At 65.6% G+C, this 26,388-nt stretch carries 30 protein-coding genes and 2 pseudogenes; 11 read left to right on the top strand and 21 right to left on the bottom strand.

Annotation, left to right across the window (positions count from 1 at the left end; genetic code table 11):
• Positions 1-13 precede the first annotated feature (13 nt).
• The 3 genes from BS329_RS45600 to BS329_RS36930 all read right to left on the bottom strand — a co-directional run bounded on the left by BS329_RS45600 (position 14) and on the right by BS329_RS36930 (position 989).
• A complete protein-coding gene (locus tag BS329_RS45600) occupies positions 14-139 on the bottom strand; it encodes a hypothetical protein (protein ID WP_425266395.1) in 126 nt (41 codons plus the stop codon).
• 212 nt (positions 140-351) lie between these two features.
• Complete coding sequence (locus BS329_RS36935) at positions 352-651, bottom strand: hypothetical protein (protein WP_244197441.1); 300 nt, start codon at positions 649-651, stop codon at positions 352-354.
• Between the two features lie 179 nt (positions 652-830).
• Positions 831-989: a hypothetical protein gene (locus tag BS329_RS36930; RefSeq protein WP_208619344.1), complete on the bottom strand. Its 159-nt coding sequence runs from the start codon at positions 987-989 to the stop codon at positions 831-833.
• Positions 990-1,679: 690 nt separating this feature from the next.
• Between BS329_RS36930 and BS329_RS36925 the strand changes: the two genes are divergently transcribed.
• Positions 1,680-2,420 carry an ANTAR domain-containing protein gene (locus BS329_RS36925; RefSeq protein WP_425266394.1) on the top strand — a complete coding sequence of 247 codons (741 nt, stop codon included), beginning with the start codon at positions 1,680-1,682 and terminating at the stop codon, positions 2,418-2,420.
• A 223-nt stretch (positions 2,421-2,643) separates the two neighbouring features.
• Here the strand turns inward: BS329_RS36925 and BS329_RS36920 are convergent, their stop codons facing one another.
• From BS329_RS36920 to BS329_RS36905, 4 genes are read right to left on the bottom strand one after another with little or no spacing between them, the layout of a single operon-like run.
• Positions 2,644-4,401, bottom strand: coding sequence for a dipeptide ABC transporter ATP-binding protein (locus BS329_RS36920; RefSeq protein WP_244197440.1), 1,758 nt, complete (start codon positions 4,399-4,401; stop codon positions 2,644-2,646).
• A gap of 1 nt (position 4,402) precedes the next feature.
• The gene (locus BS329_RS36915; protein ID WP_076167612.1) at positions 4,403-5,245 is read right to left on the bottom strand and encodes an ABC transporter permease; all 843 of its coding nucleotides are present in this window, start codon (positions 5,243-5,245) and stop codon (positions 4,403-4,405) included.
• Positions 5,242-6,222, bottom strand: coding sequence for an ABC transporter permease (locus BS329_RS36910; RefSeq protein ID WP_076167610.1), 981 nt, complete (start codon positions 6,220-6,222; stop codon positions 5,242-5,244). Before BS329_RS36910 ends, BS329_RS36915 begins: the two co-directional genes overlap by 4 nt.
• A gap of 15 nt (positions 6,223-6,237) precedes the next feature.
• Positions 6,238-7,782 (bottom strand): ABC transporter substrate-binding protein, encoded by a 1,545-nt coding sequence (locus BS329_RS36905; protein ID WP_076167608.1) that lies wholly within the window; start codon positions 7,780-7,782, stop codon positions 6,238-6,240.
• 202 nt (positions 7,783-7,984) lie between these two features.
• Between BS329_RS36905 and BS329_RS36900 the strand changes: the two genes are divergently transcribed.
• Positions 7,985-8,449 carry a hypothetical protein gene (locus BS329_RS36900; RefSeq protein WP_076167606.1) on the top strand — a complete coding sequence of 155 codons (465 nt, stop codon included), beginning with the start codon at positions 7,985-7,987 and terminating at the stop codon, positions 8,447-8,449.
• 39 nt (positions 8,450-8,488) lie between these two features.
• Here BS329_RS36900 and BS329_RS36895 read toward each other — a convergent pair whose 3' ends face one another.
• Entirely contained in the window at positions 8,489-9,523 is a 1,035-nt protein-coding gene (locus BS329_RS36895; protein ID WP_076167604.1) for a LacI family DNA-binding transcriptional regulator, read from the bottom strand.
• 49 nt (positions 9,524-9,572) lie between these two features.
• Complete coding sequence (locus BS329_RS36890; protein WP_143253359.1) at positions 9,573-9,857, bottom strand: hypothetical protein; 285 nt, start codon at positions 9,855-9,857, stop codon at positions 9,573-9,575.
• 42 nt (positions 9,858-9,899) lie between these two features.
• Here BS329_RS36890 and BS329_RS36885 point away from each other — a divergent pair, with 42 nt between their 5' ends.
• Together BS329_RS36885 and BS329_RS36880 are read left to right on the top strand one after the other, a co-directional pair.
• Complete coding sequence (locus BS329_RS36885; protein WP_244197439.1) at positions 9,900-11,231, top strand: zinc-dependent alcohol dehydrogenase; 1,332 nt, start codon at positions 9,900-9,902, stop codon at positions 11,229-11,231.
• 15 nt (positions 11,232-11,246) lie between these two features.
• Positions 11,247-11,831 carry a hypothetical protein gene (locus tag BS329_RS36880; RefSeq protein WP_076167600.1) on the top strand — a complete coding sequence of 195 codons (585 nt, stop codon included), beginning with the start codon at positions 11,247-11,249 and terminating at the stop codon, positions 11,829-11,831.
• A 759-nt stretch (positions 11,832-12,590) separates the two neighbouring features.
• Here the strand turns inward: BS329_RS36880 and BS329_RS36875 are convergent.
• The 3 genes and pseudogenes from BS329_RS36875 to BS329_RS36870 all read right to left on the bottom strand — a co-directional run.
• Positions 12,591-12,782 (bottom strand): hypothetical protein, encoded by a 192-nt coding sequence (locus BS329_RS36875; RefSeq protein ID WP_076167598.1) that lies wholly within the window; start codon positions 12,780-12,782, stop codon positions 12,591-12,593.
• 187 nt (positions 12,783-12,969) lie between these two features.
• Positions 12,970-13,185: a DUF2188 domain-containing protein gene (locus BS329_RS45430; RefSeq protein ID WP_341866353.1), complete on the bottom strand. Its 216-nt coding sequence runs from the start codon at positions 13,183-13,185 to the stop codon at positions 12,970-12,972.
• A gap of 42 nt (positions 13,186-13,227) precedes the next feature.
• A pseudogene (locus BS329_RS36870) lies at positions 13,228-14,043 on the bottom strand (manganese catalase); the annotation flags it as partial.
• A gap of 356 nt (positions 14,044-14,399) precedes the next feature.
• On the opposite strand from BS329_RS36870, the gene BS329_RS36865 reads away from it, so the two are divergent.
• Positions 14,400-14,642: an acyl carrier protein gene (locus tag BS329_RS36865; RefSeq protein ID WP_076167595.1), complete on the top strand. Its 243-nt coding sequence runs from the start codon at positions 14,400-14,402 to the stop codon at positions 14,640-14,642.
• A gap of 1,405 nt (positions 14,643-16,047) precedes the next feature.
• Here the strand turns inward: BS329_RS36865 and BS329_RS36860 are convergent.
• Positions 16,048-16,914, bottom strand: a complete 867-nt coding sequence (locus tag BS329_RS36860; protein ID WP_076167632.1) for a manganese catalase — start codon at positions 16,912-16,914, stop codon at positions 16,048-16,050.
• Between the two features lie 164 nt (positions 16,915-17,078).
• Positions 17,079-17,273 carry a hypothetical protein gene (locus BS329_RS43050; RefSeq protein WP_143253358.1) on the bottom strand — a complete coding sequence of 65 codons (195 nt, stop codon included), beginning with the start codon at positions 17,271-17,273 and terminating at the stop codon, positions 17,079-17,081.
• 496 nt (positions 17,274-17,769) lie between these two features.
• On the opposite strand from BS329_RS43050, the gene BS329_RS36850 reads away from it, so the two are divergent.
• Complete coding sequence (locus tag BS329_RS36850) at positions 17,770-18,489, top strand: catalase family protein (RefSeq protein ID WP_076167592.1); 720 nt, start codon at positions 17,770-17,772, stop codon at positions 18,487-18,489.
• Positions 18,490-18,585: 96 nt separating this feature from the next.
• On the opposite strand, the gene BS329_RS36845 is transcribed toward BS329_RS36850, so the two are convergent.
• From BS329_RS36845 to BS329_RS36825, 5 genes are read right to left on the bottom strand one after another with little or no spacing between them, the layout of a single operon-like run.
• Complete coding sequence (locus BS329_RS36845; RefSeq protein WP_244197438.1) at positions 18,586-19,182, bottom strand: DUF3558 domain-containing protein; 597 nt, start codon at positions 19,180-19,182, stop codon at positions 18,586-18,588.
• Positions 19,179-19,910 (bottom strand): hypothetical protein, encoded by a 732-nt coding sequence (locus BS329_RS36840; RefSeq protein ID WP_076167589.1) that lies wholly within the window; start codon positions 19,908-19,910, stop codon positions 19,179-19,181. Before BS329_RS36840 ends, BS329_RS36845 begins: the two co-directional genes overlap by 4 nt.
• Positions 19,907-20,290: a hypothetical protein gene (locus tag BS329_RS36835; protein WP_076167587.1), complete on the bottom strand. Its 384-nt coding sequence runs from the start codon at positions 20,288-20,290 to the stop codon at positions 19,907-19,909. Before BS329_RS36835 ends, BS329_RS36840 begins: the two co-directional genes overlap by 4 nt.
• Positions 20,287-20,598, bottom strand: coding sequence for a hypothetical protein (locus BS329_RS36830; protein WP_076167586.1), 312 nt, complete (start codon positions 20,596-20,598; stop codon positions 20,287-20,289). Before BS329_RS36830 ends, BS329_RS36835 begins: the two co-directional genes overlap by 4 nt.
• The gene (locus tag BS329_RS36825; RefSeq protein ID WP_244197437.1) at positions 20,595-21,098 is read right to left on the bottom strand and encodes a YbaB/EbfC family nucleoid-associated protein; all 504 of its coding nucleotides are present in this window, start codon (positions 21,096-21,098) and stop codon (positions 20,595-20,597) included. Before BS329_RS36825 ends, BS329_RS36830 begins: the two co-directional genes overlap by 4 nt.
• Positions 21,099-21,591: 493 nt before the next feature.
• Between BS329_RS36825 and BS329_RS36820 the strand changes: the two genes are divergently transcribed.
• Positions 21,592-22,254, top strand: a complete 663-nt coding sequence (locus BS329_RS36820) for a hypothetical protein (RefSeq protein ID WP_076167584.1) — start codon at positions 21,592-21,594, stop codon at positions 22,252-22,254.
• Positions 22,255-22,748: 494 nt separating this feature from the next.
• Positions 22,749-23,360 (top strand): hypothetical protein, encoded by a 612-nt coding sequence (locus BS329_RS36815; RefSeq protein ID WP_143253357.1) that lies wholly within the window; start codon positions 22,749-22,751, stop codon positions 23,358-23,360.
• Between the two features lie 36 nt (positions 23,361-23,396).
• Here BS329_RS36815 and BS329_RS43610 read toward each other — a convergent pair whose 3' ends face one another.
• Entirely contained in the window at positions 23,397-23,537 is a 141-nt protein-coding gene (locus BS329_RS43610; protein ID WP_158075865.1) for a hypothetical protein, read from the bottom strand.
• Positions 23,538-23,951: 414 nt separating this feature from the next.
• On the bottom strand, positions 23,952-24,122 hold the full coding sequence (locus BS329_RS45425) for a hypothetical protein (RefSeq protein WP_244197443.1): 171 nt from the start codon (positions 24,120-24,122) through the stop codon (positions 23,952-23,954).
• Between the two features lie 280 nt (positions 24,123-24,402).
• On the opposite strand from BS329_RS45425, the pseudogene BS329_RS45595 reads away from it, so the two are divergent.
• The 3 genes and pseudogenes from BS329_RS45595 to BS329_RS36795 form a co-directional block, all read left to right on the top strand.
• Positions 24,403-24,905: pseudogene (locus BS329_RS45595) on the top strand (transposase); the annotation flags it as partial.
• Between the two features lie 158 nt (positions 24,906-25,063).
• On the top strand, positions 25,064-25,429 hold the full coding sequence (locus tag BS329_RS36800) for an STAS domain-containing protein (RefSeq protein ID WP_076167581.1): 366 nt from the start codon (positions 25,064-25,066) through the stop codon (positions 25,427-25,429).
• A complete protein-coding gene (locus tag BS329_RS36795; protein ID WP_076167580.1) occupies positions 25,426-26,376 on the top strand; it encodes an anti-sigma factor RsbA family regulatory protein in 951 nt (316 codons plus the stop codon). Before BS329_RS36800 ends, BS329_RS36795 begins: the two co-directional genes overlap by 4 nt.
• Positions 26,377-26,388: the final 12 nt, after the last annotated feature.

The raw sequence follows: 26,388 nt of genomic DNA, 5'->3' as shown, positions 1-26,388 counted from the left end.
CCGACCGGATTACCTACCCAACGTTGCTTGATACGGCACTAGTAGAGGAGTCGAACCCGTCGGCGTTGAAGTTGTGGATCACGTTCCGGACCCGGCCGGCGCTGGTGAACGTCACCTCGGCGATCTTCGCCACGGGCATGCCCTGCGCGGACAGCAACACCATCTGGGCCCGCCGCCAGGTCACCACCGACCCGGTGCCCTGCGGATGATCCGCAGCAGCCGCCGACCCTCGTCGTCATCGCTCTCGCGGATACGTACTCGTTCGGCCACCACTACAGCGTGCCGGACCCGCGCCGCCGGAGTAAAATCCGGACGGTACCTCAGCACAGCACAAGGGTCACTGGTGCGGCGCTAGCCGAGATTCAAAACCTCATCGTCCGCGTGCGTGCCGAACTCGGCGACGCGCACCTCCGCGATCTGCTCGTACCGGCTGATCCGGTCGGTCCACTCCGCGTCGACACCGAATGCCACCTGTGCGAAGCTGACCCGACCGACGGCCTCGGCCAAGCCTGGATCACCAGAGGCCAGCAGTCGCACCGGCACGTCAAGCGCCACGGTGTGCGGCGGCACGAAGTATTCGTCCGGCAGAACGGTGCGCGCATGAACGAGCGCGCCGACAGCGACAACCGAGACAGCCCCAACCGTGCGCACTGTAGAACCGTCGCCGTGGTCGCCACATAGACGCACCTGCCGACTTCGCAGCCCAGCAGCGTGGCATGCGGTCTCACGAAGACGTGGTCGCCGATAAGCACCGGCTGATCGCCAGCGACCGCAGACCCGCGCAGCACCGCGTTCTCGCAGATCACCGCGGGCGGCTGGGTGCCCGGCCGTCACGGCTGGCCGGACCCGCGGTCGGCGAGGGTCTGCACCCGCGGGGTCTTGGCCAGTCGGGGGATCTTGGTGAAGCGGCCGGTGTGGTACGTCCCCCGGCGACCGCGCCGGAGCGGGACCGGCAGGGCGAGCCCGGCTCGGCGAGACAGCACGGGCACGGGTGCCGCTCGACCTCGTCGGCGTCCGACAGCGGCTTTGCCGCGGCCTTGATCATCGCCGCCATCCCGTTCGACGTCGCCACTCACCTGCCGTGCGCATCGCGGACCAGATCACCCGGCGCGTGGCCTCCACGAAGTCGGATCATCGGCCAACGCGGCGGCAGCGCCGCCTCCTGGCGCCTCCAGCGCGAAATCCCGGTTGTGACGCGGCCTGCGACATCAGCAGCACCCGCCGCGGTGCCCACACCGCGAACTCCGCTGCCCGCCTTCTTCGCCGTTGCCCATGCCCGGGAACCTCTCACAAACATTTCTCAGAACTGTCGACATCCACTGCTGGAAGGAGAACGAGTTCTGAGATGAAATCCGGTTCCGCTCCTATTAGCACAACCAGCTCGGCGCCCGCCTCAGAACGACCGTTTATGAGAGAGGTGGTAGTGTTCCAAACGCTGAGGTTCTTGTGCGTTCCGGTCAAGCGGTGCGTCGCCTTTGCGGCAGACCGGCCTTGCGCGATCGTCGAAGGACTTCGGTGCGGGCAGGGTGCGGCGCGACTCCCCTCCTTGTCCAACAGCGTGGCACGGAAGAACTGCATCTCACCGGTAATGGATGCCTGTTCCGGCTCGCCCGCGCTCTTCCTGTCCCCGACCATGGTTCAGCCTGTTCGACCCGGGGCAAGGCGAGCAAGGAGAAATGATGGCCGAACACGAGCGGGACGAGTCGTGGCCGACGGTGCTCGATGAGGTGACCGGGGCGCTGGAGACGCTGACCTCGGCACTGGACAGTGTGGACGATTTCAGGGTGCTGCTGCACCAGGTGTGCGAGCAGGTCACCCAGGCCGTGCCGGGAGTCGACGAGGCCACGGTCACCCTGCTGACCGACGGCCGCAACCCGACCACGGTGGCGACCACCAGCGAGGTGGTCACGGAACTGGACCATGACCAGTACGCCAGCGGCGACGGTCCCTGTCTGCAGGCCGCCCGCACCGGCGAGCTGGTGCGGGTCTCGGTGGACGAGGCCGCCGACCTGTGGCCCGCGTTCGCGAGAAACTCGAAGGCTGCCGGGTTCGGCAGTTTCCTGTCCGCGCCGCTGGTCATCGACGCCCGGCACTCGGGCGCCGTCAACTGCTACAGCGTCCGCGGGCACGGGTTCGCCGAGCTCGACGAGAAGCTGCTCGGCCTCTACACCAGCGCTGTGAACGCCGCTCTGCGCGCCTACAGCCGCTACCAGCGGGCCCACGACACCACCAGCCAGCTGCGCACCGCACTGACCACCCGCGCGGTGATCGACCAGGCCAAAGGCATCCTGATGGCGATCCGGCGAATTCCCGCCGACGAGGCGTTCACGCTGCTGGTCGAGCAGTCACAGCGGGAGAACATCAAACTCCGCGACCTGGCCGCCCGGTTCGTCGCCCGCGCCACCGGCACCCAGCCCTGAACGCCGCGTGCACCCGCCTTCACGGTGCACCCGCCGGCCGATGATCGCGCTGCCAGATTGCGAGCGATGCGCGACCTCGATCAGCCGACTGGGTGCGGACTGCCCGCAAGCGTGGCGTCACCGTCTATCACCAGAAGGACGAGCAGTTCGCGTTTCACCCCGGCGGCGTCTTTTCCAAGATCGTGGTCCTGCGCCATAGGTCAGGCTCCCGGGGCTGGACGGTTTACCTCGTAACGGGAATGTCGAGTGTGGCGGCCATCAGGCTCTGGGTGTAGGGGTGCGATGGTGTCGTGAGTACGGAGCCGGTCGTGCCCGATTCCACGACGTGACCCTGGCTCAGTACTACGACACTGTCGGCGATGCTTCGGACCACTGCCAGGTCGTGGGTCACGAAGATCATCGAGAGGCCGTCGCTCAGCAGGGAACGCAGCAGTTCCACGACGGATGCCTGTACTGACACGTCGAGCGCGGACGTCACCTCGTCGCAGACGAGGAGTTTCGGCTCGCACACCAGAGCGCGGGCGATCGCGACACGCTGGCGTTGCCCGCCGGAAAGCTCGGCCGGGTAGTGCCCGGCGTACCGCGCCGGTATCTCGACTCGTTCGAGTGCCGCACGTGCTCGCTGCCTCGCCTCGCGCTTGGTCGCGCCGAAGTAGTGCTGGAGTGGCACGGCGAGACTGTTTTCCACGCTGAGATACGGGCTGAGCGAGCCGTAGGGGTTCTGGAAGATGTACTGGATTTCGCGGCGGGTCTCCTTCGTTCGCCGACCCGCTGCGGCTGGGATCGAGCGTCCTTCGATCGTCAGGGTTCCTCGTTGCTCTTCGTGCAGGCCGACCAGGCAGCGCGACATCGTGGTCTTTCCGCTGCCGGACTCACCGACGACGGCCAGGCATTCGCCCCACGCCAAGCCGAAAGACACGTCGAAGAGGACCTGCCTGCCTTCGTAGCCGGCGTTTAGCCCGGCGACCGACAACACGGTGTGGTCGGAAACCACGTGCGAGTCGTTCGTGCGTGTCGGCTGCCGGGGTGTCCGCACCACCTCGTCCATCCGTAGGCACCGTGCCAGCGTGCCGGACGGCGCAGGCGCGAGCTGAGGCCGGGTCGTGGTGCATTCCGTCGTGGCGTGGCCGCATCGGGGTGCGAAGACGCAGCCGTGTCGGTTTTCGTCGGGGCCGGGGGCGCGTCCAGGGATCGGGACGAGGTGGTGGCGGTGGGTCGCGGACGGCACAGCGGCCAGGAGGGCTCGGGTGTACGGATGGGCGGCGCGGGTGAGCACGTCGCGGTCGTTACCGCTCTCCACAACTTCGCCGCCGTACATGACGGTCACGTGGTCGGCGACGTCGGCCACCACGGCGAGGTCGTGGGAGACGTAAATCGCCGCCATGTCGTGGTCACGGCACAGATCGCGGACCAGTTCCAGTACACGCGCCTGAGTGGAGACGTCGAGGCCGGTGGTCGGCTCGTCCAGCACGATCAGCCGCGGCCCGGCCGCGATCGCCATGGCGATGGCCACCCGCTGCTGCTGCCCACCGGAGAGCTGGCGAGGACGGCGGTGGAGGAACGCGTCGTCACTGGGCAATCGAACGGTGTCGAGCAACACCCGGACACGCGACAGTGCCGCACGTTTGGGCACCCGCAGTCCGTCGGTCAGCTGGGTCGCGAGGCTCAGGCTCGGGTTCAGTGCTGTCGCCGGGTCCTGCGGGACGTAGGCGACCTTGGCTCCTCGCATGCGGCGCAGGTCCCGTTCCGGCAGGGTGAGCAGATCGACGCCGTCGACGACCACCCGTCCGCCGGTGATCGTCGCGCCTTTCCTGGCGAACCCGAGCAAGGCGAGCGCGAGGGTGCTCTTGCCGGAGCCCGACTCGCCGACCACCCCCATCACCTCACCGCGGCCGAGTTCGAAACCGACGTGCCTGACGATGTCGGCGCCCGTGGTGTCGAGGGTGACCGTGAGGCCGGAGATGTCCACTTCTTTGCGCACTTCAACCCTTTCCATCCGTACGGCCGACCGCTCTGGCGACGGATTCGGCGACCAGGTTGCTTCCCAGCGCCATCATCAGGATCAGCGTGATGGGGGTCAGGACCGGCAGAGGCGCGACTGGCAGGCCGTCCTGGTTCTCCCCGACCATCCGGCCCCAATCGGCCGCGGGCGGCGCGATACCGAATCCGAGGTAACTCAGCGACGCGATCGCCGACACCGCCCAGACCAGTCGCATCCCGGTCTCCACCATGAGCGGCGAGGTCACGCCGGGCAGCACCTCCCGGAGCAGGATCCGCCGCGGCGGCACTCCGTTGGCCTTGGCCCACAGCACGTGCTCACCGGCGATCACCGGGCGCGCCGCGCCGCGCATCACCCGCGAGACACCGGGCACGAACGCCACGCCGACGAGCACCGCGGTCAGCAGGGTGCCACGACCGAGCACCGATACGAACAACAGGACGAAGATGATTTCCGGGAAGCTCATCAGGACGTCCATGGCCCGCATGAGCATCGCGTCCACGGCACCGCCGCGGTAGGCGGCGGTGAGACCGACGAGGCAGCCGAGGAACACGCCGAGGCCCGCGGCGAGAACCGCCATCCAGGAGAGGGTGAGCCCGCCGTTCAGCAGGCGGCTCAGGACGTCACGCCCGAGGATGTCGGTGCCGAGCGGGAATCTCGCGCTCGGTGTCTCCAAGGGCGGTCCGACGATGGCGTCCTGGGCGTAGCGGGCGAAGAAGGGTCCGAACGCGACCACGAGCGCGACCACCGCGAGCAGCGCGAGGCCGAGCCGGGCCTGCCCGGTGCGAAGAGCGCGGCCGAGCACCGTGACTTCCCGGGTTCTCATCGCTGCCTTCCTCTCTCCGAGAGGAGGTCCGCGAGCAGGTTGAAGACGTAGTACGCGGTCGCGAGGATGAGGGTGCCCGCCTGCATCACGGGCAGGTCGTGGGAATTGACGGCGCTGACCACCGCCGTGCCGAGTCCTGGATACGAGTAGACGTACTCGACCACCACGACGCCCGTGATCGTCACCGCGGTGACCAGGCCTGTCGCCGGGAGACTCGCCGCGATGGCGTTGGGAAGGGCGTGCCGGAACAAGATACGGCGGTCACCGAGTCCTTTGAGGACCGCGGTTTGGACGTACTCGCTGTTCATCGCGTCGATGAACGAAGCCCGCACCAGGCGGCCGAGGTACATCACGCCCATGAGCGTGAGCGTGGCGACAGGAAGGACCAGTTGTGCCGGATACCACCACGGCGGGTTTCCCGGCGGGATGTTCGAGACCCCCGGGAGCACGCCGAACACCGAGGTGGCGAAGAACGCGATCAGCAGCATTCCCACCACGAACGCGGGCAGTGCCGTGAAAAGCGACGACACCGCGACGAACGCCTTGTCCAACGGGCTGTCCTGCTTGTGCGCGCTGAAGACGCCGATGACCACCGAGAGCGGGAGGATCAGCACCATCGAGATGAAGCCGAGGGTGAACGAGTTGAGCACCCTGGGGCCGATGATGTCCGCCACGGACTCGCCGTTCTCCAAGGAGGTGCCCATCTCTCCGGTGAGCACGCCGGTCAGCCAGTGCCAGTACTGGGCGATGAGCGGCTGGTCGAGGCCGAGCCGGAGACGGAGGTCCGCCACCTGCTCGGCCGTCGCGTCCTTGCCGAGGATGATCCGCGCCACGTCTCCCGGCAACGCCTGTGTCACGAGGAAGAGCAGCAGTGAGACCAGTACGAGGATCAACACGCCGAGAAGGACCCGTCGCGTCAGCCACGCGATCGTCGAAGGTCTCGAACCGGTCGACAACGGTGTGGTCAGGTCGGTCATGTCAACACTCCCCGGTCAGGCTGTGACGGTCACGTTCGTCAGGAAGGTGAGTGGGCGGCCGTTGACGTCCGGCACGAGCCCGCGAACATTGCCGCGGTGCGGCAGGAGCACGTTGACGAAGGCGGGGGTGATCGTCGCGCCCTGTTCGTGCTCGATCCTGTGCATCCGGTTCATGATCGAGCACTGCTGCTGCTCAGGTGCCACGAAAAGTTCTTCGGAGAGCCGGACGAAGTCGGCGTTGTCCCAGTGCGTGGCGTTCCCGACGCGCCCCGGCAGCAGCGACCCGATCACGGTCGGCAGATAGGGGATCGGGTTGAAGTCGATGAACACCGGCCACTGGGTCCACTTGGACAGGAATTCCGGCACCGTCGGGACGTTCACGGTGACCTTCACGCCGGCCTTGGCCGCGTTCTCGGCGAACACCTGGGCCAGTTCCTGCATGCCGGGCAGCAGGCCGTCGGTCGTGATGGCGAACGACAGATTCGGCTGGCCCGCTTCGGCGAGCAGCTTCCTGGCCTGCTCGGTGTCCTGCTTGCGCTGCGCGATGCCCGGGTCGCCGCAGTGGGGCGTGCCTCCTTCGTGGTCGTTGGCCGCACGGCCGTACCCGCCCAGCGCGTTGGCCACGACCTGGTCGCGGTCGATCAGCAGGCGCAGCGCCTGGCGCACCCGGACGTCGCCGAAGGGCGCGACCGTGGTGTTGAAGCCGATCCGCAGCGTGAAATTGCCCTTGCTGTCGAGTACCTGGATGCCGTTCTTGCCGGCGAGGGACTTCGCGATGGTCGGGGTCGCGCCCGATGCCACGTCGACTTGGTCGGATAGCAAGGCGTTGGCTTGCGCCTGCTGGCTCGGGAACTCGATGATGTCCACGGTGTCGAGCTTGGGCTTCTCGCCCCAGTAACCATCGAATCGTTCCAATGTGGACTGTCGACCGGCGGTGAACGATTCGACCGCGAACGGCCCGGTGCCGATCGGTTTCGCCGGTGCCGAGCCCGCTTTGGTCATCGGGAGCAGGACGTTCGCCCAGATTTCCTTGAAGGGTGCGAAGGGTTTGCTCAGGCCTACCCGGACGGTCGACTTGTCCACCGCGGTGACGGCATCCGGGTCGACCCGTTCGATGAACGCCAGTCCCTGTGCGGCGTGTGCCGGGTCGCGCAGGTACTTGATGCTCGCCACGACGTCGGCGGAGGTGAACTCGCTCCCGTCGGTGAACTTGACCCCGGGGCGGAGCTTGATCGTCCACTCGTCGCGGAGGGCGTTCGGAGTCATTTCCGTGGCCAGGCGCCATTCCACCTTGCCCGTGGGGTCGAGGTGGGTGAGGCCCTCGTAAAGGAGTGCACTCCGCAGCTCCTGGGTAGGACTCTGGTTGCTCGCATACGGGTCGAGGGTCTCGCCCGAGTCCGTCGCGGCGGCGACGCGCAACGTGCCGCCCGCGCTGCTCGCGGCCTGCGGTGGCGGGGCACAACCCGCGAGGGCCGCGGTGGCGAACACGACGCCGAGCACCATGAGCAAGCGACGTCGTGGCCCCGCGGCGGGGTCGGGGCGAAAGGGTCTGCGCAACACTGGGCAACTCCGGTTCCAGGTAGAATGGATGGCTAGTTCTAATCGCTTAGATTGATCGCCGCTAGCCGAGTCGCGGCCAAGTTTCGCCACACAGTACGCCGCTGAGCAACTTCAGGGAAGATAATTAAGAGACTATCTAAGCGATTAGATCGTTGTTAGCCTCCTCTCGACCACCTCGGGAACCATCGGGAGGAACAAGCCCATGACCAGTCCGTACGAGCACTTGTTTGTGAGGAAGATGCAGAACTGCATCGATGACCTCGTGAACGAAGGAGCCGCCGCCGGTGTCGTCGAACCGGACAACGTGGGCCCGGCGCTCGCGCTGATGCGCTCGGAGCAGGTCCCGGAAAGCAAGATCCACCTGACCTACACGTGGATCAACGAGTGCGAGACTCCGGTGCAGTGGGTCAAGGAGCACGAGCACGACTACGACGAAGTCCTGATCTGGCACGGCAACGACCCGGACGACGTCGACGACCTCGGTGCGGAGATCTACCTGGATATCGAGGGTGTCCGGCACACGATCACCACGAGCGGTTCGGTCTACCTCCCGGCGGGCATCCGCCACTGCCCGCTCGGCTTCACCCGCGTCGACCGCCCGTTCCGGTTCAGCGCGCTGTCGTTGAACACGAACTACGCATCGGACGAGCACGAACCCGTGCGGTAAGTGATCGGCCCCGCCGTGACCACGGCGGGGCCGCCGTGGTCACACGCCCGAAGCCGCGTCCAGCCGTGAAGTGCCAGCGGCCGTACCGGGCTCGCACCCGCATGTCACGCCGATGCTGAGGGCGCCGTCCAAGACCACCGACTTCCCCGGATCAGGCTCGTCAAGTGCGTCGAAGGCGTGGATCGCGAGTTCTTCCAGCGGGAGAGCGATCGTGGTGAGCGGGAAACTCCCGAACCGGGCCTCACGGATCCCGTCGAAGCCCACGACGGCCAGATCCCCCGGCACCTGCAGTCCCATGCTCATCGCCGTGCGAATCACCACGAGCGCCTGTTCGTCGGTCGTGGCGTAGATCGCGTCAGGACGGTTCTCGATCTGGAGGATTTGTCGCACCGCACGGCCCACTTCGACGCGGTCGAAGGAAGTCCGGATGAGCCTGCCCTCGGAGGACAGGCCCGCGTCGTTCATGGCCTGGCGCCAGCCGCCCTCACGTCCGTGCGCCGGGCCCACGGCGATCTCGCCCGCGACGCAGACGATGTCTCGGTGGCCGTGCTGGAGCAGGTGCTCGACGACGAGCTTCGCGCCATCGAAGTCGTTGAAGACCACGCTCGGCGACGCGGCTCCGGGGACGGCCCATTGCACGTACACCCGGGGCGTTTCGTCGTCGTGCAGTGGTTCCTCGCCGGTCGTCACGAAGATCCCGCGGGGGCGTAGCTCCGAGAACGCCACGCCGTACTCGTCCGCGCGTGACGGGTGATAGCCGGTGTTGCCCAGCAACGTCAGCAGGCCACGACGACGTCCTTCCGCCTCCACGTAACGCGAAAGCTCACCGAAGAACGCGTTCGCGGTGTCGGGCACCAACAGACCCACGAGGTTGGACCGGCCACCGCTCAACGCCCCGGCGAGCGGATTGCGCCGGTAGCCGAGCAACCGGATGGCCTCTTCGACCTTGAGCCGGGTCTTTTCCGCGACCGGACGAGGCCCGCTGTTGAGCACGTAGCTGACGACCGCCGTCGACGTTCCCGCGAGGCGGCTGACATCCGACAGCGTCGGCTTGCGAGTCCCTTTTTCGCCCACGCCCCTGCTTCCTGATGTCACGCGCCCGGAATCGGTTGTCGACGTCAGTTTAGGGCACGTGCGGCGAGGTGGTGTGCGTCGAGGATGCGGGTAGCCGTGGGAGCACCGGCCGGGGCTCCGGCAGCTGCGGCAGGGCGGTCGCGTGCATCCGGTCTCCCGCGCACCCGTACGGCAGCAGGAGACCTGCCCGCAACGGCAGGACGTCGTCCGCGTCCCCGCGGATCGCGCCGACGATCAGGGTCCGTCCCTCGTGTGGTTCGGCGACGGCCACACAGGCGCTCGGCTTCGCCGGGCAGGTCGATCTCAGGAGTCGCGGCCGCGACCCACTTGACATACTTGACGTCCTCGTCCCCGTCCAGGCGGGAGGTCGGCCGCGGTGACCCAGGTCGCCGCGAAGAAGTCGGCCAGCTCGTCAACCGACCAGCGCAGATCCGTCACCGGATCCTTCAAGGCCTTGGCCCAGGCACCGAAGTCCTCGACGCGGATCCCGGCGCGTGACGGCGGTTATCCGGCAGCGGGGTGGGTATCCGGTGAGGAAGTTCTGCCGAAGGAGGAGCACGTGCGCGCGATGGTGTATCGGGGGCCGTACAAGGTGCGGGTCGAAGAGAAAGACATGCCCGTCATCGAGCACCCCGGCGACGCGATCGTCCGGGTGGAACTAGCGGCGATCTGCGGTTCCGATTTGCACCTGTACCACGGGATGATGCCGGACACGCGGGTCGGCATGACCTTCGGGCACGAGTTCATCGGCGTGGTGGAGGAGGTCGGCCCGAGCGTGCGGAATCTCCAGCGCGGAGATCGCGTAATGGTGCCGTTCAACGTCTTCTGCGGCACCTGCTGGTTCTGCGCGCGCGGCCTGTACGCCAACTGCCATAACGTGAACCCGAACGCCACGGCTGTCGGCGGAATCTACGGCTATTCCCACACCTGCGGTGGATACGACGGTGGGCAAGCCGAATTCGTACGGGTGCCTTTCGCCGACGTGGGGCCTGTCGTCATCCCGAACTGGATGGACGACGAGGACGCGGTGATGCTTACCGATGCGCTCGCCACCGGCTACTTCGGCGCGCAACTCGGTGACATCGTCGAAAATGACGTGGTGGTCGTCTTCGGCGCCGGGCCGGTGGGCCTCTACGCCGCCAAATCCGCCTGGCTGATGGGCGCGGGCCGGGTAATCGTCATCGACCACCTCGAGTACCGGCTGGAGAAGGCCCGCACCTTCGCACACGCGGAGACCTACAATTTCGCCGAGTACGACGACATTGTCGTGCACATGAAAAAGGTGACCGATCACCTCGGCGCGGACGTCGCGATCGACGCGGTCGGCGCCGAAGCCGACGGCAACTTCATCCAGCACGTGACTGCGGCCAAGTTGAAGTTACAGGGTGGCTCGCCGGTAGCGCTCAACTGGGCGATCGACTCGGTGCGCAAGGGAGGCACAGTCTCCGTCATGGGCGCGTACGGCCCGATGTTCAGCGCGGTCAAGTTCGGTGACGCCATGAACAAGGGACTTACTTTGCGGATGAACCAGTGTCACGTCAAGCGGCAGTGGCCGCGGCTTTTCGAGCACATCCGCGCCGGTTACCTCAAGCCCAGCGAGATCATCACGCATCGGATTCCGCTCGAACACATTGCCGAGGGCTACCACATGTTCTCCGCGAAACTCGACGGCTGCATCAAGCCGCTCATCGTCCCGAACGCTGGATGAAAAGGAGAGAACGCCATGCCTTACACGCCCGAGCGTCCTGCGCTCACCGAATCGAGCGAACAACTGCGTGCGCGCATTCCCGGCTGGGGTGTCGACCTGAACCGCGAAGACCGTCCGTCTGTGCCGAAACTCCACCGCAGGGAAGATACCGGCACACCCGGTGAATTCCCCGAACGGCAGCCTGAGAAATGGCCGCGAGAACGGTCGATCGAGCACAAATTCCTCACCCCCGTGTTCGGCACCTCATGCCCGCCACGTGGCCTTTCCGGCGCGCTGCGAAAGTATTCATACCGGAAGTACAGCGAAGGACGCGCCGCGCACTGGTTATTGCTGCTGGGCGCCGACCGCGTGGACGCCTGGGAGCAGCACCTGCGGTCATTCCTCACCCTGCGCCCGGACAACCCGATCACCGAGACCGGTGTGCTCAGCGAATTCACCCGGCACGGGATCTCGTCGAGATTCGGCAAGAAGCGCGCCGATGTGAAGCACCAATGGCTTGACCCATTCATCGTCGCCGGCCCTTGGCTGCTGATGGCCGCGCTCGTATGGTCCGTTATTCGGAAGGCGCCGCGCTCACGACCTGCCCGACGAACCGCATAGACCAACCGAGGTATCGACCGCGTTAGCCGACCCGGCGCTAACCGTCGTCGCCGCTCTCGCCGCCGCGCTCACCCCTGCCACAGCCCAGTGCTCACTGACCTTCAGATCCACCGGTGACCGATTCGCCATCCTCCACCTGCCCGGTCCGGATCACGCCGGTGCGCACGCTGTGGGCCGCCACCTCATGCCGCACCGCCAGCGCCGCACAAGGACGCGGTGGTTTCGATCGTCTCGATGACCGCCCCTATACCCGCATCTTCTTTCCCTCAAACGGACGAAGATCGCCGACCACGTAGCCGAACCATTGAATGCGCCGCGATCCGCAGCCGCCCGCCGTGGTAAGAGACGCCGCCGCGCAGGGCCCGTGTACCGTTCGAGCCCAGCGAAGTCAGCGCCCGAATTGCCGAGCGGATCGACAGCGACATCATGCACATGCTCGGCGGCCACCAAGCGAAAGCCATGCCGACCGAGATCCTGCTCGACCAGCGGATGAGTCACTGCGAAGCGTTGGTGATCGGCGAAGACGAGACAGGTCCTCGCCCTGCTCGACGGCCACAAGCGGCGGACCGAGCTGCCCGGCGTGATATGGCTCGACTCGATCATACGCGAGCGGTCACAGGCGGAATAGGCTTCAAGAGCGGTCACCACTTGGCGCCGGACATCGACGGGTCGCCGTTCGTCGACCGCGGCTACCTCACGCAAGACCCGGACCGAACCAACGGATGCCTTGAGGCGAACATGGTCGGCCCGCGGCTGCCCCTACGACTGCTCGTCTGCGGCGCCGCGGTCTCGGCCAACCCGGGCATCACCATCCGCGAGCCGCGCAACATCCTCGACGAAATGGACCAGCTTCGCGATACCGGTGTGAACGCCTTCCGGTTCGTCGACAACCTCTTCCTCGGCGTTCCTCTCGTCGTCACCACGATAATGAACGCGTTCACGGCGGACCACGTCGGCGAGCGGGCGCAGTGGGACGCCACCGGGGCGGCATCTCCCTGGACGGCGTCCGCCGATCCGGGTTCGGATCGCGAACTGGCGGGGTACACGATGCTATGGATCGTTTTCTGGCATCTATCTTTGTCGAAAACGAAGGTTCCGAGCAAAACGGCAAGACCCTCGGGAGACCCGCCCGTTCGAGCTACGCGGGCCGGTCGGGGCCGTAGCCCCGGCGCTGGCCGATCTTGCCGTCCCGGTTGCGCACGATGTGCTCGACCTTGCGCTTCTGTGCCATTTCCCGGCCCTTGGTGACGGCGTCCGCCTTGGTGTCGTGGCTATTAGCGGCTCGCGAACTCCCCGCGACCCTGTTCTTCCACTGCCCGTTTTCGAACGAGGTTTCGATGCTACCGTCGGCCACGGGCGTCTCGCGCTCGTTACCGACTGCAACGGCGACGTCGTCCGCGTCTTGGGCGGTGGTGTAGGTGCCGAAGAGCGCGGGGTCGGGTTTCGGCGCGGTGCCAGGTCCGCCGAGGGCTTCGGGTTCCATCAGGTACTCGATGCCGCCGTCCCCGGAACTCCAGCCACCCTTGGCGCCGTCCGGGCCGTCGGAAAGGCGCCAGATGGTATTGTTGTGCTCCTGGTTCTCCTCGTCGAACAACGCCGTCGGGGCGATGTCGCTTTCCAGGCCATCGGCTTGAAGCTCTTCGATCGCAGCCAGCCACTGTTTCTGGTGCACGGTGTCCCGGGCGAGGTTGAATTGCAGCATCGCCTTCACGCCCGGATCGTCGGTCATGTTGTACAGGCGCGCGGTCTGCAACCGGCCTTGCGCCTCCGCGGCGACATTCGCCCGGAAATCGGCCAGAAGATTGCCCGACGCCACGACGTAACGGCCATTCCACGGCACCCCGTTCGAATCCGCAGGTAACGCGCCGCCGCCACCGACGATCGCCTGCTGGACGTCCATCCCGCCCAGCATCGCCGCCATCACCGGATCCTCCACCGCGTCCGCGGTCACCGTGGCAGGAGCACCCTCCAGCAGCCGGGCGACCATGGTGGCGAGCATCTCCACGTGTCCGATCTCCTCGGTCGCCGTGTCCATGATCAAGTCCTTGTACTTGCCCTCCATCCGGCAGTTCCAGCCCTGGAAGAGGTACTGCATCGTCACGGTCATCTCGCCATAAGCGCCACCGATCAGCTCCTGCAGCTTGCGGGCATAAAGCGCGTCGGGCTTCTCTGGTTTCGCATTGAACTGCAGCAACTTCGTGTGTCGGAACATCAGCCAAGCCCTTCTCTCAATGCGACAGCCGGCCTCTTACCAGAGCCGCACTCCGGGAATGCCCGTCCACACGAAAAGTATTCATGCCTTTCGGTCGATTCCGCTCTCCACCGTTCTCAGAGACGGCCTTGTCCGCGCGGTGGTGTACACCTCGGCTCCCACGTGGACGCCGACTGCCGTTCTGCAGGCCCGCGGCAAACCCGGGGCCCCTTGGCGCTCCCCCGCGGGCCTTGGGCGGCACTGGACCTCTGCGGCTGCCGTCGGTGCCTGGACGGACAGGGAGATTCGGGTGTCGAACGCCTGTCAGGGGGTACCCCCCGAGAGTCAATCAACACGAACCGAGTTCAGGAGAACATATGGCCACCGGTGAGACGGGCTTTGACGACGTCAGCTATGACCTTGTTTCCGTCCAGTATCATGCTTTGAAGGCCGGACACGATTACGGGCAATACGTCCGGGACGCCGACAACGCGGGACGCCAGGACATCGCCGATTTCTTCCGCGCGGTAATGGAAGAGGATTCAGCTCGCGCCAAGCAGTGCCACGAATTCCTGCGGGAACTATCCGGCACCTCGGCATCCGGCCCCGCCGTCTCGTAAGACTGCCAGGATGACCCGGCGGCGGCCGTTTTCACCGCGGCCGGGTTCGTCCGGCGGCCAGCACAAGCGCCGTAGCTGACCTTGGTGATCCGCCGAGTCGTACTGCTCACCGACAGGGGCGGCGTTCTTGTCGTCCACTGCCAAGGCCCGACGGCTATTGCCTTTGCGGCAGCCGGTCCACACCAGCACATGCCCCGCGAGGTCGTCGACCAGCGCGATCTCGTCGTAGGTCGGGACCCTATTCTCTTCCTTCTAAGGCGTAGGCCAGCACCAGCAGATGCGCAACCGCCGGACCCGCGACCCACTCTGCGTCGAGAGCAGGTCAAGGGACAGCCCACACCAAACCGACCCGCACGCCAGCTCTCGGGCCGCCGAAATCAAACCGCACAGCACCGTACATCCCGTCATGATCCGTCAGAGAGCGCCAAATCCCTGCCAGGGGCAGCCTCCTCGATCAGCTCTTCGAGGTGCTGCGTCGTCGAGGAAGCTGAAATTCGAATGCGCTTGCAACTCCGCGTACGGCACCTGCGGCACCACTCCACCATCATCCGTGCTTTGCCTGGTGTGAAGGTCGACCGGCGGACCGGCGTAACCGCCCTCTGACCGCACGTCCCGACCTCTCGCATACCTCGGCTCTGTTCCGCTGGTGCCACCGTTAAAAAGTTCAGCGGCCGTCTGCGGTAGGCCTCCTGCCTGAAGCGCTCGGTCATGCGGGGCTACCGCAACAAGGGACTTACCCGCCGCGGTACACAGCAGAGCACGGCCAGCGCTACATCCCCATGTTGCTGGACCGGCTCGCGAAAAGGGGAGAGCACCGCCGACCAACTAGCGACCCACGTGCTACCCCTACAGGACGCCCCCGGGGTTACGAGCTGGCCAAGAACAGAGACGACGGCTGCGTACGCGCGGTCTTCCGGCCCTAGCCGCCGCGTGTAGTCACCGCTTCGGCAGGTAGCCCCAGCGCATGAATCTCCACGGCTACGGCTGGCTCGGCTATCCCTCCATCCTCTGGTCGTCACCGTGCCCCCTCGGCGCGTGGGTGTGCTCGGGCCGGGTTCGACTTCGGTTCGGCGATCGTGACGCGGCCCGCACACGTGTCGCGATCAGCCTGTCCGCGCGGTGACGATTACCATCGCGACAGCGGTCTTCACCGCGTCGTACGCCGCACGGAGCACCGCAAAGGCCGCTTGCCCGGGTTGGCGGCGCTCACCGTCGTCAGCGTGGGCGCGGTCCTCGGCGGCCACCTAAGAGAACGCCAGATCGACCGTCTTCTCCCCGTCCGTCCATCAGCTCGAGCGTGACCACCGCATGGCCGGCGAAAGCGTGTCACCGTCCCGTGGCCCGCCGGGATCGACGATGTCGACCGCACGGCGGGTCACCCGACGGCTCGGACCGGTGCGCGGGACTACTTCTTCGTCTTACCGGCTTCAGAGGTCACGCTCGTCGCGCCGCCGGGCTCGCCAAGGGACGGTTCGGCGGTAGCGAACAAGGCGGGATCGGGCGGGGGCGCGACACCGGGACCGCCGAGAGCTTGCGGATCCATCAGGTACTCGATCCCCTCCGGACCGGTGGTCCAGCCGCCCTTGTTCCCGTCGGGACCGTCGGACAGGTGCCAGATGGTGTTGTTGTGTTCCTGGTTCTCCTCATCGAACAACGCCGTCGGCGCGATGTCGCTCTCCAGACCATCGGCTTTCAGTTCCTCGATCGCGGCCAGCCACTGGCGTTGATGCACTGTGTCCCGGGCGAGGTTGAACTGCAGCATCGCCTTCACGCCCGGGTCGTCGGTCATGTTGTACAACCGCGCCGTCTGCAACCGCCCCTGCGCCTCCGCTGCCACGTTCGCCCGGAAATCAGCCAGCAGATTGCCGCTGGCAATCACGTATCGGCCGTTCCACGGATAACCCTGGCTGTCGCTCGGGGTCGCCCCGCCACCAGAAATGATCGCCTGTTGCGGGTCCATCCCACCGAGGATCGCCGCCGTCGCGGGATCCTTCACCGCCTCGGCCATCGTCGTTGCCGGAGCACCCTCCAGCAATCGGGCGACCATGGTCGCGAGCATCTCCACATGCCCGATCTCCTCAGTCGCCGTGTCCATGATCAAATCCTTGTACTTGCCCTCGACACGGCAATTCCAACCCTGAAACAAGTACTGCATCGTCACGGTCATCTCGCCATAGGCGCCACCGATGAGTTCCTGCAGCTTCCTGGCATACAAGGCATCGGGCTTTTCCGGCTTTGCCTCGAACTGAAGCAAACTCGTGTGTCGGAACATCGACATCCTTCCGTCGCGACCGGTCGGTCGACCGGCGGCACGGGGAGCGGATGCCCTTTTGACCGGGAACCAACCATCCCGATTCCGGCAGTTCCAGTGTGAACGAGGGCTTCCCGGCGGAAAAGGCGCTCCCGCAGCCGAGAACCCCCTCACGACCTGCGCCTTCACGCCGGGTCGAGAACCCTCACCCGATCGGCTACGTTCCACAGGCGCCGACGCAGTTCGATGACGAACGCGGAGTCGGCGTATGCCAAAGTTTCGAGATCGATCTCGTCAGGTACGGGGTCACCGGTCGGGAGGAGCGAATCGAGAATCAACCCGGCCGCGCACAAAGCTACGGCGTCGTCCACCGCGGGCAAGTCCACCGCCTCGCGCAACCCAGGCGTCAACAGCAAATCGAAACTTCCGGCTCCCGAGCCGCGACAGCAGTACTCCGCCCGGTACCGGACTCCCCCCAGGAACCGAACTTGCCAAATCGTGCTCGCCGTGTTCCGCGCCATGCCTGCCTATACCCCGCTATACGGCGAACAAACAAGATCGACACGATCGGCACCTCCCTGACGTACTCAGGCGATCTCACGATACTCTGTCCATACCCGTACTACGACCACCCTTCCTCGGACTCTCCGACCCATCGCATCCGAGCTGCACGACGGTGACTCTCGCCGGAAGCCGGCCAATGAACGCGACCAAGCCGATCGTCCGGCAATCGTCAAGATGCTCGAAGCACGCCTGGCCCAACTCGATTCCGGGGGCAGACCTTCCCGTGATGAACAGCGGACTCAGTCTGTAAACCGATCCGGCGGTCGTGTGTGATCGGCCGGAAGAGGGGAACCCAATGGGGAGGAGGGCGAGATGAATGACGTGTTCGTCCGGCGCACTGTCGCCGCTGTGATCGGTGTGGGCGCGGCCTTACGTGGTGCGCGGTTGTTTCACCCTCGTGGCGTGGTGTTCGCCGCCCGGTTCACCGTGCACGGCCGGGATACACACGGCGTGCCGCTGCTCGACCATCCCGGCGAGTTCGCGGCCATCGTGCGGTTGTCGAAGGCGGTCTCGACGCCGGGCGGCATCGCCGACGTGCTGGGTCTGGCGGTACGAATCCACAATGCCGGCGGCGAAGGCGTCCCTGTCGACCTGGCCCTGGCCACCACAGGGAGCCGACCCGGCCTGCGGCACATCCTCATCCCCCGTCGCGACTTCGCCAGCGTCTACACCTCGCTGCTGCCCTACCAGGCCGGTGCTCGGCACCGGGTGATCGGGGCCGTTCCCGTCGACCCCGCCAGGCGGATCCCCACCTACCTCGCCGCGCTGCCCGACACGGTCGCCACCGAACCACTCACATTTCGGATCATGCTCGCCGACCTCACCGGACCTTGGCAGCCGGTCGCCACCTTGACCCTGACCCGGCCCGAGCACGGCGAGGATCCCACCTTCGACGTGACCACACACGCGCTCGAACAGCTTCACCCCCACGGATGGCTCAACTCGTTGCGGGGCCCGGCGTACCGGGCCTCGCAACGAGCACGAGGGACACTTCCCCCCGCTCCACCCACGCGCCGCGCACCGCACCGGTAGCGCGATTTCGGAAATCGGCGGGTGTCGTGTTCGACCGACGATCGCTTCCCGAACACGAACAGCCGCCGCTGCTGGATCTGGGCCAGATCAGTGCACCTAGCTGCGAAGGTTGTCGATCACAAACTCGGCGATCTTCTTGACCGCGCCGCAGGGATCGTTCTGCCAGGGACCCGCCTCCGGCTTTCCCCGCGTGTTGGTCTTGATGTGCACCAGCGTGTTGTCGTCGACGCCGAGAACCAGCCTGCACGCCAGAGGCCCCTCGTCACGCCTGCTCGGAATGTTCTCCTCGACATCCACGATCACCGCGGGGTAGCCGTTGATCGTCAGCTCTTCCCAGTGATTGCCGACATCGCGGCCTAGAGCGCGGCCGCTGTACAACGTGCTGATGCTCTCCCGCAGCGGCGGGAACCACGACGTGGTCACGTCGACCGACCGGCCGAGCACGATCAGGCATTGGCCCTGCCGAGTCTGTTCGTGCCTACCGTCACCGATACCAATACTCCGCAGCTGCTCCACGGTGATCGCCGAACACGGATCGGCGATGAACTTGTTGCCATTCAGCTGTGCGGGGATCGGCGGGACCGACACCGACGGTTCCGGTGGCGGAGGCGGCGGGCTCGTGCCGCAGCCGGCCAGCACCCCCAGTCCGCCGGCCATCAGCAGGGCGAGCCCTCGGGCGAGACATCGTGTCACGAAGGATCGGCTCCCGGTTTGATCCGCCAGCGGCGGGGTTCCCCGACCACCTCGACGCTCGTGTCGACATCCGAGATCTTGGGGAAGGTGGTCTCGATGACCGTAAGCTCGAGACCGCTCCCGACCAATGCTCCGATGTTGGTGATCATGCTGCCCAGGAGCGTGTTGCAGTCACGCCAGAACTTCTCGAACGCCGAGTTGATCGCGTCCACGAAGTCCTTGGCCGACAACGCAGCCAACGGCGGGACCAACAGTGATCCCATCACGATCGCGAACTTCCCGCTCAGCTGCGCGAGGTTCGCCGCACAGTTGCCGAGCGCGAGCAGCAGGTTCTTGTACGTGTCGATCACCGTCGTGGCGACCGTGCTCATCGTTTTGGTCAGGGTCGTGATGGAGACCTGGCCCTTGTTCAGGCTGTCGACTGCCATCCCGGAATACAGGGAGTACTGGTCGAACGCGTCACCACGCCATGCGGCCGTCAGTGACAGCTTCGTGTCATTGACGATCTCGGCCGCGTCCTTCAACTTGCTCTCCTTGGCGAAGGCCTCGGCCAGCCTCAGCGCCTTTTCCAGGTCGCCGGCGACGAACTTGCGGAGCTTGTCCAGCAAACCGATGATCCCGTTCGCGCCGATCAGGTCCGCGTACTCGCGGATCTTCGCGTCCGCGGCCTCCGGGTAGTTCATGGTGGCGAGTTCCGCGGCGGCCTTGCCCGGGTCAGGGGTGGTCACTTGATCTCACCCTCCAGCTTCTTCATCCGCTCATACGCTTCCTGATCCAGCTGCTCGTAATGGTTCGCGGCCTTGCCCAAGGCCGCGCTCAGCACAGCGAGCTGGGTCGAATTCTGGGCCGTGATCCGCCGAATCACGTCGATGGCCGCGTTGTACCGGTCCACCGTCCCCAGACCGTTGAGCCCGGGCATCAGGTTCGTCGCCGTCCCCGGCAAACCCAGATCAAATGGTCCGAGCGCGACATCGGCCAAGTCCACCACCGCGAAGTTCTGCAGCAATCCTGCCGCATCGGCAATCGCGTCGGCCGCGGCCCGCAACTTCTCCGGGTAAACGTGATAGCCCTGGCCAGGGCCGGGGTCGAACCGATCTGGAAGGCTCATATCAGCCGCTCCTCATCCTGAACGGCCGCGATGGTCGTCTCAAACCGGCGGGCCGCGGTCTCCTCCGCCCGCTGGATCCCCAGCAGCAGCTGACGCGACAAACTCGGCGCGCTGTAGTCCTTCATCGCGGCCACGTCCACCGACACATCGACCAGCTCACCCGCGCCGGTCACCGTCACCGACCCCAGCTCCCCTGGCAACGACCACGTGACACGATCCCGCGCCGCACCCGTCGCGGCCTGCTCGACCGTAACCACCGTCGCGTCGATCTCCCGCGCCAGGTGATACAGCTCGTCCTGGTAACTCACCAGCGATCCCGCCCCTCGTCCTCGAGATCAGCGTCCAGGAAGTCGAGCTGATCGAAACTCTCCTCCTCGACCTCCCCGGCATCGGGACGCGCTCCACGCGGCTCAGCCGCCGTCGTGGCACCGGGAGCAGCTGACGGCCCGACGACATTCCGTCGACCTGCCCCAGGTCCAGGGGCGGGTTCGGGCATCCATTCCTGGTCCTTGTCCACCACCGCGCGCACCTTGGCGACACCGACCTGCGCGGCCTCACGCCGGGCCACCGAGACCGCCTCCAGCACCGCGGGACCCAGCCGCTGTGGGTGAGAGCTCCGGATCACGTGATCCGCGATCGTCAAGTCCACAAGCCTGCCCTGACCAGTCACTACAGCCAACGCGACACCGTCAGCAGATCGCCCGGTAAACCGGGCCTGCTCCAGCTCGGTATCAAGCTCACCAGCCTGCTGCCGCAATCTGGGCACATTGAATGACACGCCGGCTCGCCCTCCCCGTCGCCCCGACATCTCCCCTGCTGGCCACCCAACCGGCCACGCCGAGTTACTCCGTGATCGACACACGAGCGTAACCGGCCGAGCGGCCAGCGTAGTCGAACTTGCCGACCCGTGTCTCGTCATTCCCTACACAGCCGATAGCCCCGCAAGTCGGCACCATGACCGACGGCGGAAAACCCCGACCCGATACGGCGGCCAGTGCGACTCACCGGTAGCCGGGACCGCCTCCGATATCCGGCGAACGACCTGGCGGCCGACGAACGAAATGCACGCGTGCTGCGCCATCTCGCCACCTTCATCAAAGCAGGTGGCGAAACGCTGCACGAGTCCTCCCCACTGGCTTTGCCGCGCGCTCGCCGACGCGACGTCGTGCGACCGCCCGCATCACATCCAAATTTTGATCATGGCGGTATGCTGCCCCGGCAGCGACTACGGATGGTGTCGGACCTGTCGCTCCTTGCAGGAGGCTGCAAGTTGTCGCTACATGCACTAGCTGGGGGTAAGGGTGCCGATTGAGACTGAGGATGATGCGACGCGAGCGCCCCGGTCGGACTATTTTCGCGCCTCCGATCTCGGCGCGATCCTGGCCGGTGTGCTCTCTGGCGCCGTAGGCGCTTACGCCTACTACAGCGACGTGCTGAGGCCGCTGGCGCACAGCTTCACCATCTGGATCGTGCTGGTCGTCGCGGTGACCGCCGGCGCACCTCGTCGGCGCGCGGTCATCCGGGCAGTTGAATCGCTGATCGCTGCTGTTCTTGCCTTTTACTGGGGTAAGGCCCTGTTCTATGGCATCAAGTACGAGGGCATGCCGTACCAGATCGACGTGTCGACGACAGTGCTGTGGTGCGCACTGGCGACCGCCGGCGGCCTCCTCGCCGGCTTCCTCTTGAATACGATCGGGCGAACCGATATCCGCGGCACTGTCGCTACCGCCGCGGTAATCGGGATGTTGATCGCCGACGTAGTCCGGCAGTCCGGCCGCTCAGGCATCGGCGTCCTACTGCTCGCGACGGTAGTCGCGATCGGCTTCGCCGGCTTTCGAGGGATTCGCTCGGTACGCCAAGGCATTCAGGTTGCAGCCTGCGCAATCCCGCTGGGAGGCCTCGGCTTCATAGTCGTGTCCGTACCGGACATCATCGAGGAAGTCCTGATCAGACTGGAGCACTAGCTCCTACCGCATTCGGACGCTCCGTCGACGACCGCCAGCCCGGTCCGCGAGAAGCCCGGATTCTTGTCGCGATTCGACACTTCGAATCTCAGCATCGCCGAGAAACCTCCGTTCAGCGAGTCCAAGTTAGAGGAATTCGTAGCGAATCAGCTACAACACTCGACAATCATAAGAATATGACAAATAGTTCCCAGTGACCCTGATCACACTCGTTCGGTGGTGTTCGGACATGTTGATCTAGTGGCAGGGTTAATTGATCGCAATTATTAGCGTGAAGCGGTTCTACTGGGGAGGGCTTTCAATGCAAGGTACATTTGCGCTCTGAGCACACCGCGGCTCATGCTCGCGCTCATCTGTCAGCAACAAAGCTGCGCCTGTTTGAGCTGCTGTTATTGCGGCAGTCTTCTCTTTAGCCCTGACCCGCCGCCAACCCCTGACTTCTTCCCTTTCACCACGTTCAGTGTGTTTGCCGTGGAACACGGAAGGCCCTCAGGGTGCGCTATGCGTTCGATTTCGAGGGTTGCATCCAATTAATATATGTCGAGAGGGTTGAAATGAAACGCGTATCGAAGATGCTTACCGTTGGCGTGGCGACGCTTGCGCTCGCGTCGCTGAGCGGCACCTCTGCTTCGGCGGCCACCGTGAGCGATGACTCAGCGGGGCGCTTCTGCGCCTGGGTGGTCGGGCCGGCCCAGAACGACGACGTGTCCCCCGTCCTGGCGAAGTCGTGCTCCGACGTATCACCGGCCGCGGCCGCGGCCGGACTGGCGTCCCAGGGGAACGAGCCCGCCATCTCCGCGATCGCCGAGGCCACTCCTCTGATGTACTGGTACTCGAACGGGAACTACAACCGCAATGCCGCGGGCAACATGACGACCATCTACGGGAACTCGGGACCGTGCGACTCGGCTGGCTACCGCGTCGAACCCGACTCGTACTGGAAGGCGAACATGTCGTCGATTCTCGGCGACAACAACTGCGGATACGCACACGTCACCAACCGCGCACTGAACTCGGCACATGATTTCAATATCGACTTCGGAGCCGAAGGCGCCTACCTGGGCGGCTGGGACAACAACGTCGGGCTGACCAAGGCACACGCCTAAGAATCCGTTTGAACTGTCTCTATCTGCCCGCATTTTCTACGGCAGATAGAGGCAGTCCGACTCCCGATATTCGCTCACCTGCGTTCGCAACGCGTCAAGGTGCTCCCGCGCACGCTCCAGCTTGACGTTCCACGACGTCTGCGGATCGAGCCGGGTTTCGTCAAGCGAATGCGCCACGCGCCAGTATCACACCGGCTGTCGATGCGGTAGCTGACATTACCGGCGCCCTATGCGGCATGAGAGGATGTGCCATCGCTACGCCATTGTCATGGCAAGTACGGTGTCTACACGTCTACTGTCGGTGCTCGGCCCGGGTTCAGTCGAATGCCATCAGAGGGTCGATTCGATTGGCGAATTCCTGCACCAAAGTTCTCCGCTCAAACCGCCGACGTCCGCTCATCGGCATGAGCGGACGTCGGCAAGCAGCGCGCGAGGTGCTCATCCCAGTTCGGCCGCCCAGCCTGCAGCGTCTCGACGTGGTGGGAAAGGTCGCTCAGGTGGGCGATCGGCGTCGAGCGACAGCGCGTTGGCATCGGATCCGATGGTGATGGTCGCCTACTGACCCTCTTCTCGACCGAATGCGGGCGGTTGTCACGGAGAAACGCGGTTGCACCAGACTGATACCGCCGCAAGATACTCAGTCACCCTATCCACATCGGACTTGCCCGCGCTGCGAAGGGCGAAGATGACATAGGACCAACCGAAGGTGGCTAGACCGTCCTCTGCGCGAGTGGTGATCGTGTCCGGGTCGAGCATCGTCACGCCAGCCTTCGTAAGCCGAGCGACGCTGTCCGCATACACAGGATGCCGACGAAGAACGGGCTTGACACACGGGGCCGCGACGATGGGAGCTTCGGCGCCGAGCATCTCGTTGAGCACACCCAACGCGAACGTATCGCTGATACCCGCTGCCGATGAACACATCCGTCACACCGTCGACCTCCTCGTCGACCGCTCCTGACTCCTCGCCGACAAGATAGACACCGGGAAGACCCAGACGATGCGGGGCCGCAAGAGTCCGGCGAGGTGGGCACTGTGAGTGATGACATCGGACCTTGTGAGTCCACGCAAGAGTGAGTCCAAGCTGTCGCCGGAGCAGGCCGCCGCGGCGGCGACGGTGGCCCAGGCGAAGGCGTGAGGGTTGGCATTGACCGGTCCGGACGGCCTGCTGAAGCTGTTCACCAAGAATGTGCCGGAAACCGCACTGAACGAGGAGGCGCCCGAGTGCCTCGGGCACGGGAAGAACCAGGCCGAGCCGGACCGCGAGTCGACGAATGTCCGGAACGACACTCGGCCTAAAATGGTGGTTTCGGACGCTGCGGGCGAGATCGGCATCAACGTGCCACGGGATCGGGAAAGCACGTTCGAGTCACAGATCGCGAGAAGCGGTAACGACGGTTTACCGAGGTGGATGACACCGTGTTGTCGTTGTAGAGAATGACGAGGGCATTTCGGCAAATTGCCGAGATCTACGGATCTTCGGTCAGTAAAGAGACGATCTCGCGGGTTACCGACAAGGTCGTCGCTGAGATGCAGGACCGGGCCTGACGGCCGCTGGACGCGGTATACGTGGCCGTAGTGAGTCACTCGACGGCATGTCGCCCGGTCCAGGACACGCCTACACCCAAGAGTGCGTAGGATCCAGTCTGCATTTAGGCTTCTGTCCGACAGGAAGGGCCGAGCTCGCGCCGGGAGGCAAGGACGTGGAATACGCTGCCGGCAGCGGCGGCCAAAGCCATGGTGAGCGGATCGAGGCTGGGTTGCGGGTACTCGACCTGCCCGCCTCCAGGGGGATACGGGTGATCGGGACGATCGACCCGGCGACTCACGCATCGTGGGAGACGAGCTTGCACATGCTGGTCAAAGGTGGAGGTGGGACAGTGGATCTGTCTTGCCTGTCGTTCACCGACGTACGCGGGGTCAGTGCCCTCGTCGACGCGGCCCGCAGTGTCCGGCCACCGGCTTCGCTGACGATCCGGCACCCGCCGGGTAGCGTGTGGAAGGTGTTGCGCCTGTTCTGGCCGGAAGAAGCGGCTCAGCTCATCACCGATGACGGTCGGTCGACATGAACGCGCCCAGCACGACCGCGGACCCGTTCGTCCACCCCGCTTTGTTCTACGAAGGCCAGGAGGACTACCTGGCGGGTACCCTGCCGTTCATCCGCGAAGGCCTGCTGGCAGGCGAACCGGTCGCGGTGTCGGTTCCCGGCCCCAATCTCGAACTGCTGCGCACCGCGCTGGGCCGGAACGCCGACCAGGTCCGGCTGCTCGACATGACCGAAGAAGGCCGTAACCCCGGCCGGATCATTCCCGGGGTCCTCCGTGCCTTCGCCGACAGCCACCCCGGCCGGCGGGTCCGCATCATCGGCGAACCGATCTGGGCCGGTCGTACCGAACTGGAATATCCGGCCTGCGCCCAGCACGAGGCGTTGATCAATCTCGCGTTCACCGGCCGCGACGTCACCATTCTCTGCCCGTATGACATTACTCGTCTCGACGCGCGCGTTCTGGCCGACGCCGAAATCACCCACCCCGTGCTGGTCGACGCCGGCGGCGAGCGCCGCAGCACCGGTTACGACCCCCACAGCATCATCGGCGGCTACAACATCCCACTTCCCGAACCGGCCACCTGCGTCGTCATCGACGCCGTCACCCGCGACTCGGCCTCCATGGCCCATGCCCGCACCGCGACCCGCGAGCAGGCGCACCGGGCCGGACTCTCCCGGCACCGCATGGAAGACGTCGAACTCGTGGTCGCCGAATTGCTCGGGAACAGCGTCGACCACGGTGGCGGTCAGGGACGGCTCCGGTTGTGGACCGAGCAAGGCCTGCTGATCTGCGAAGTCCACGACAACGGCCACCTCACCGACCCACTGGCCGGTCGACGTCCCGTCTCCGCCGGAGAACTCCGCGGCCGCGGCCTGCTGCTGGTCAACTTGCTGTCCGACCTCGTACGCGTCCATACCGGTCCGCACGGCACCACCATCCGGGCCTGCTTCACCAGGCCCACGGACTGAACCGGCCTAACC

Source organism: Amycolatopsis coloradensis (assembly GCF_001953865.1).
GTDB classification, from domain to species: Bacteria; Actinomycetota; Actinomycetes; order Mycobacteriales; family Pseudonocardiaceae; genus Amycolatopsis; species Amycolatopsis coloradensis.
The sequence above is the reverse complement of the archived record's forward strand: the minus strand, read 5'-3'. Positions and strand labels throughout refer to the sequence as shown.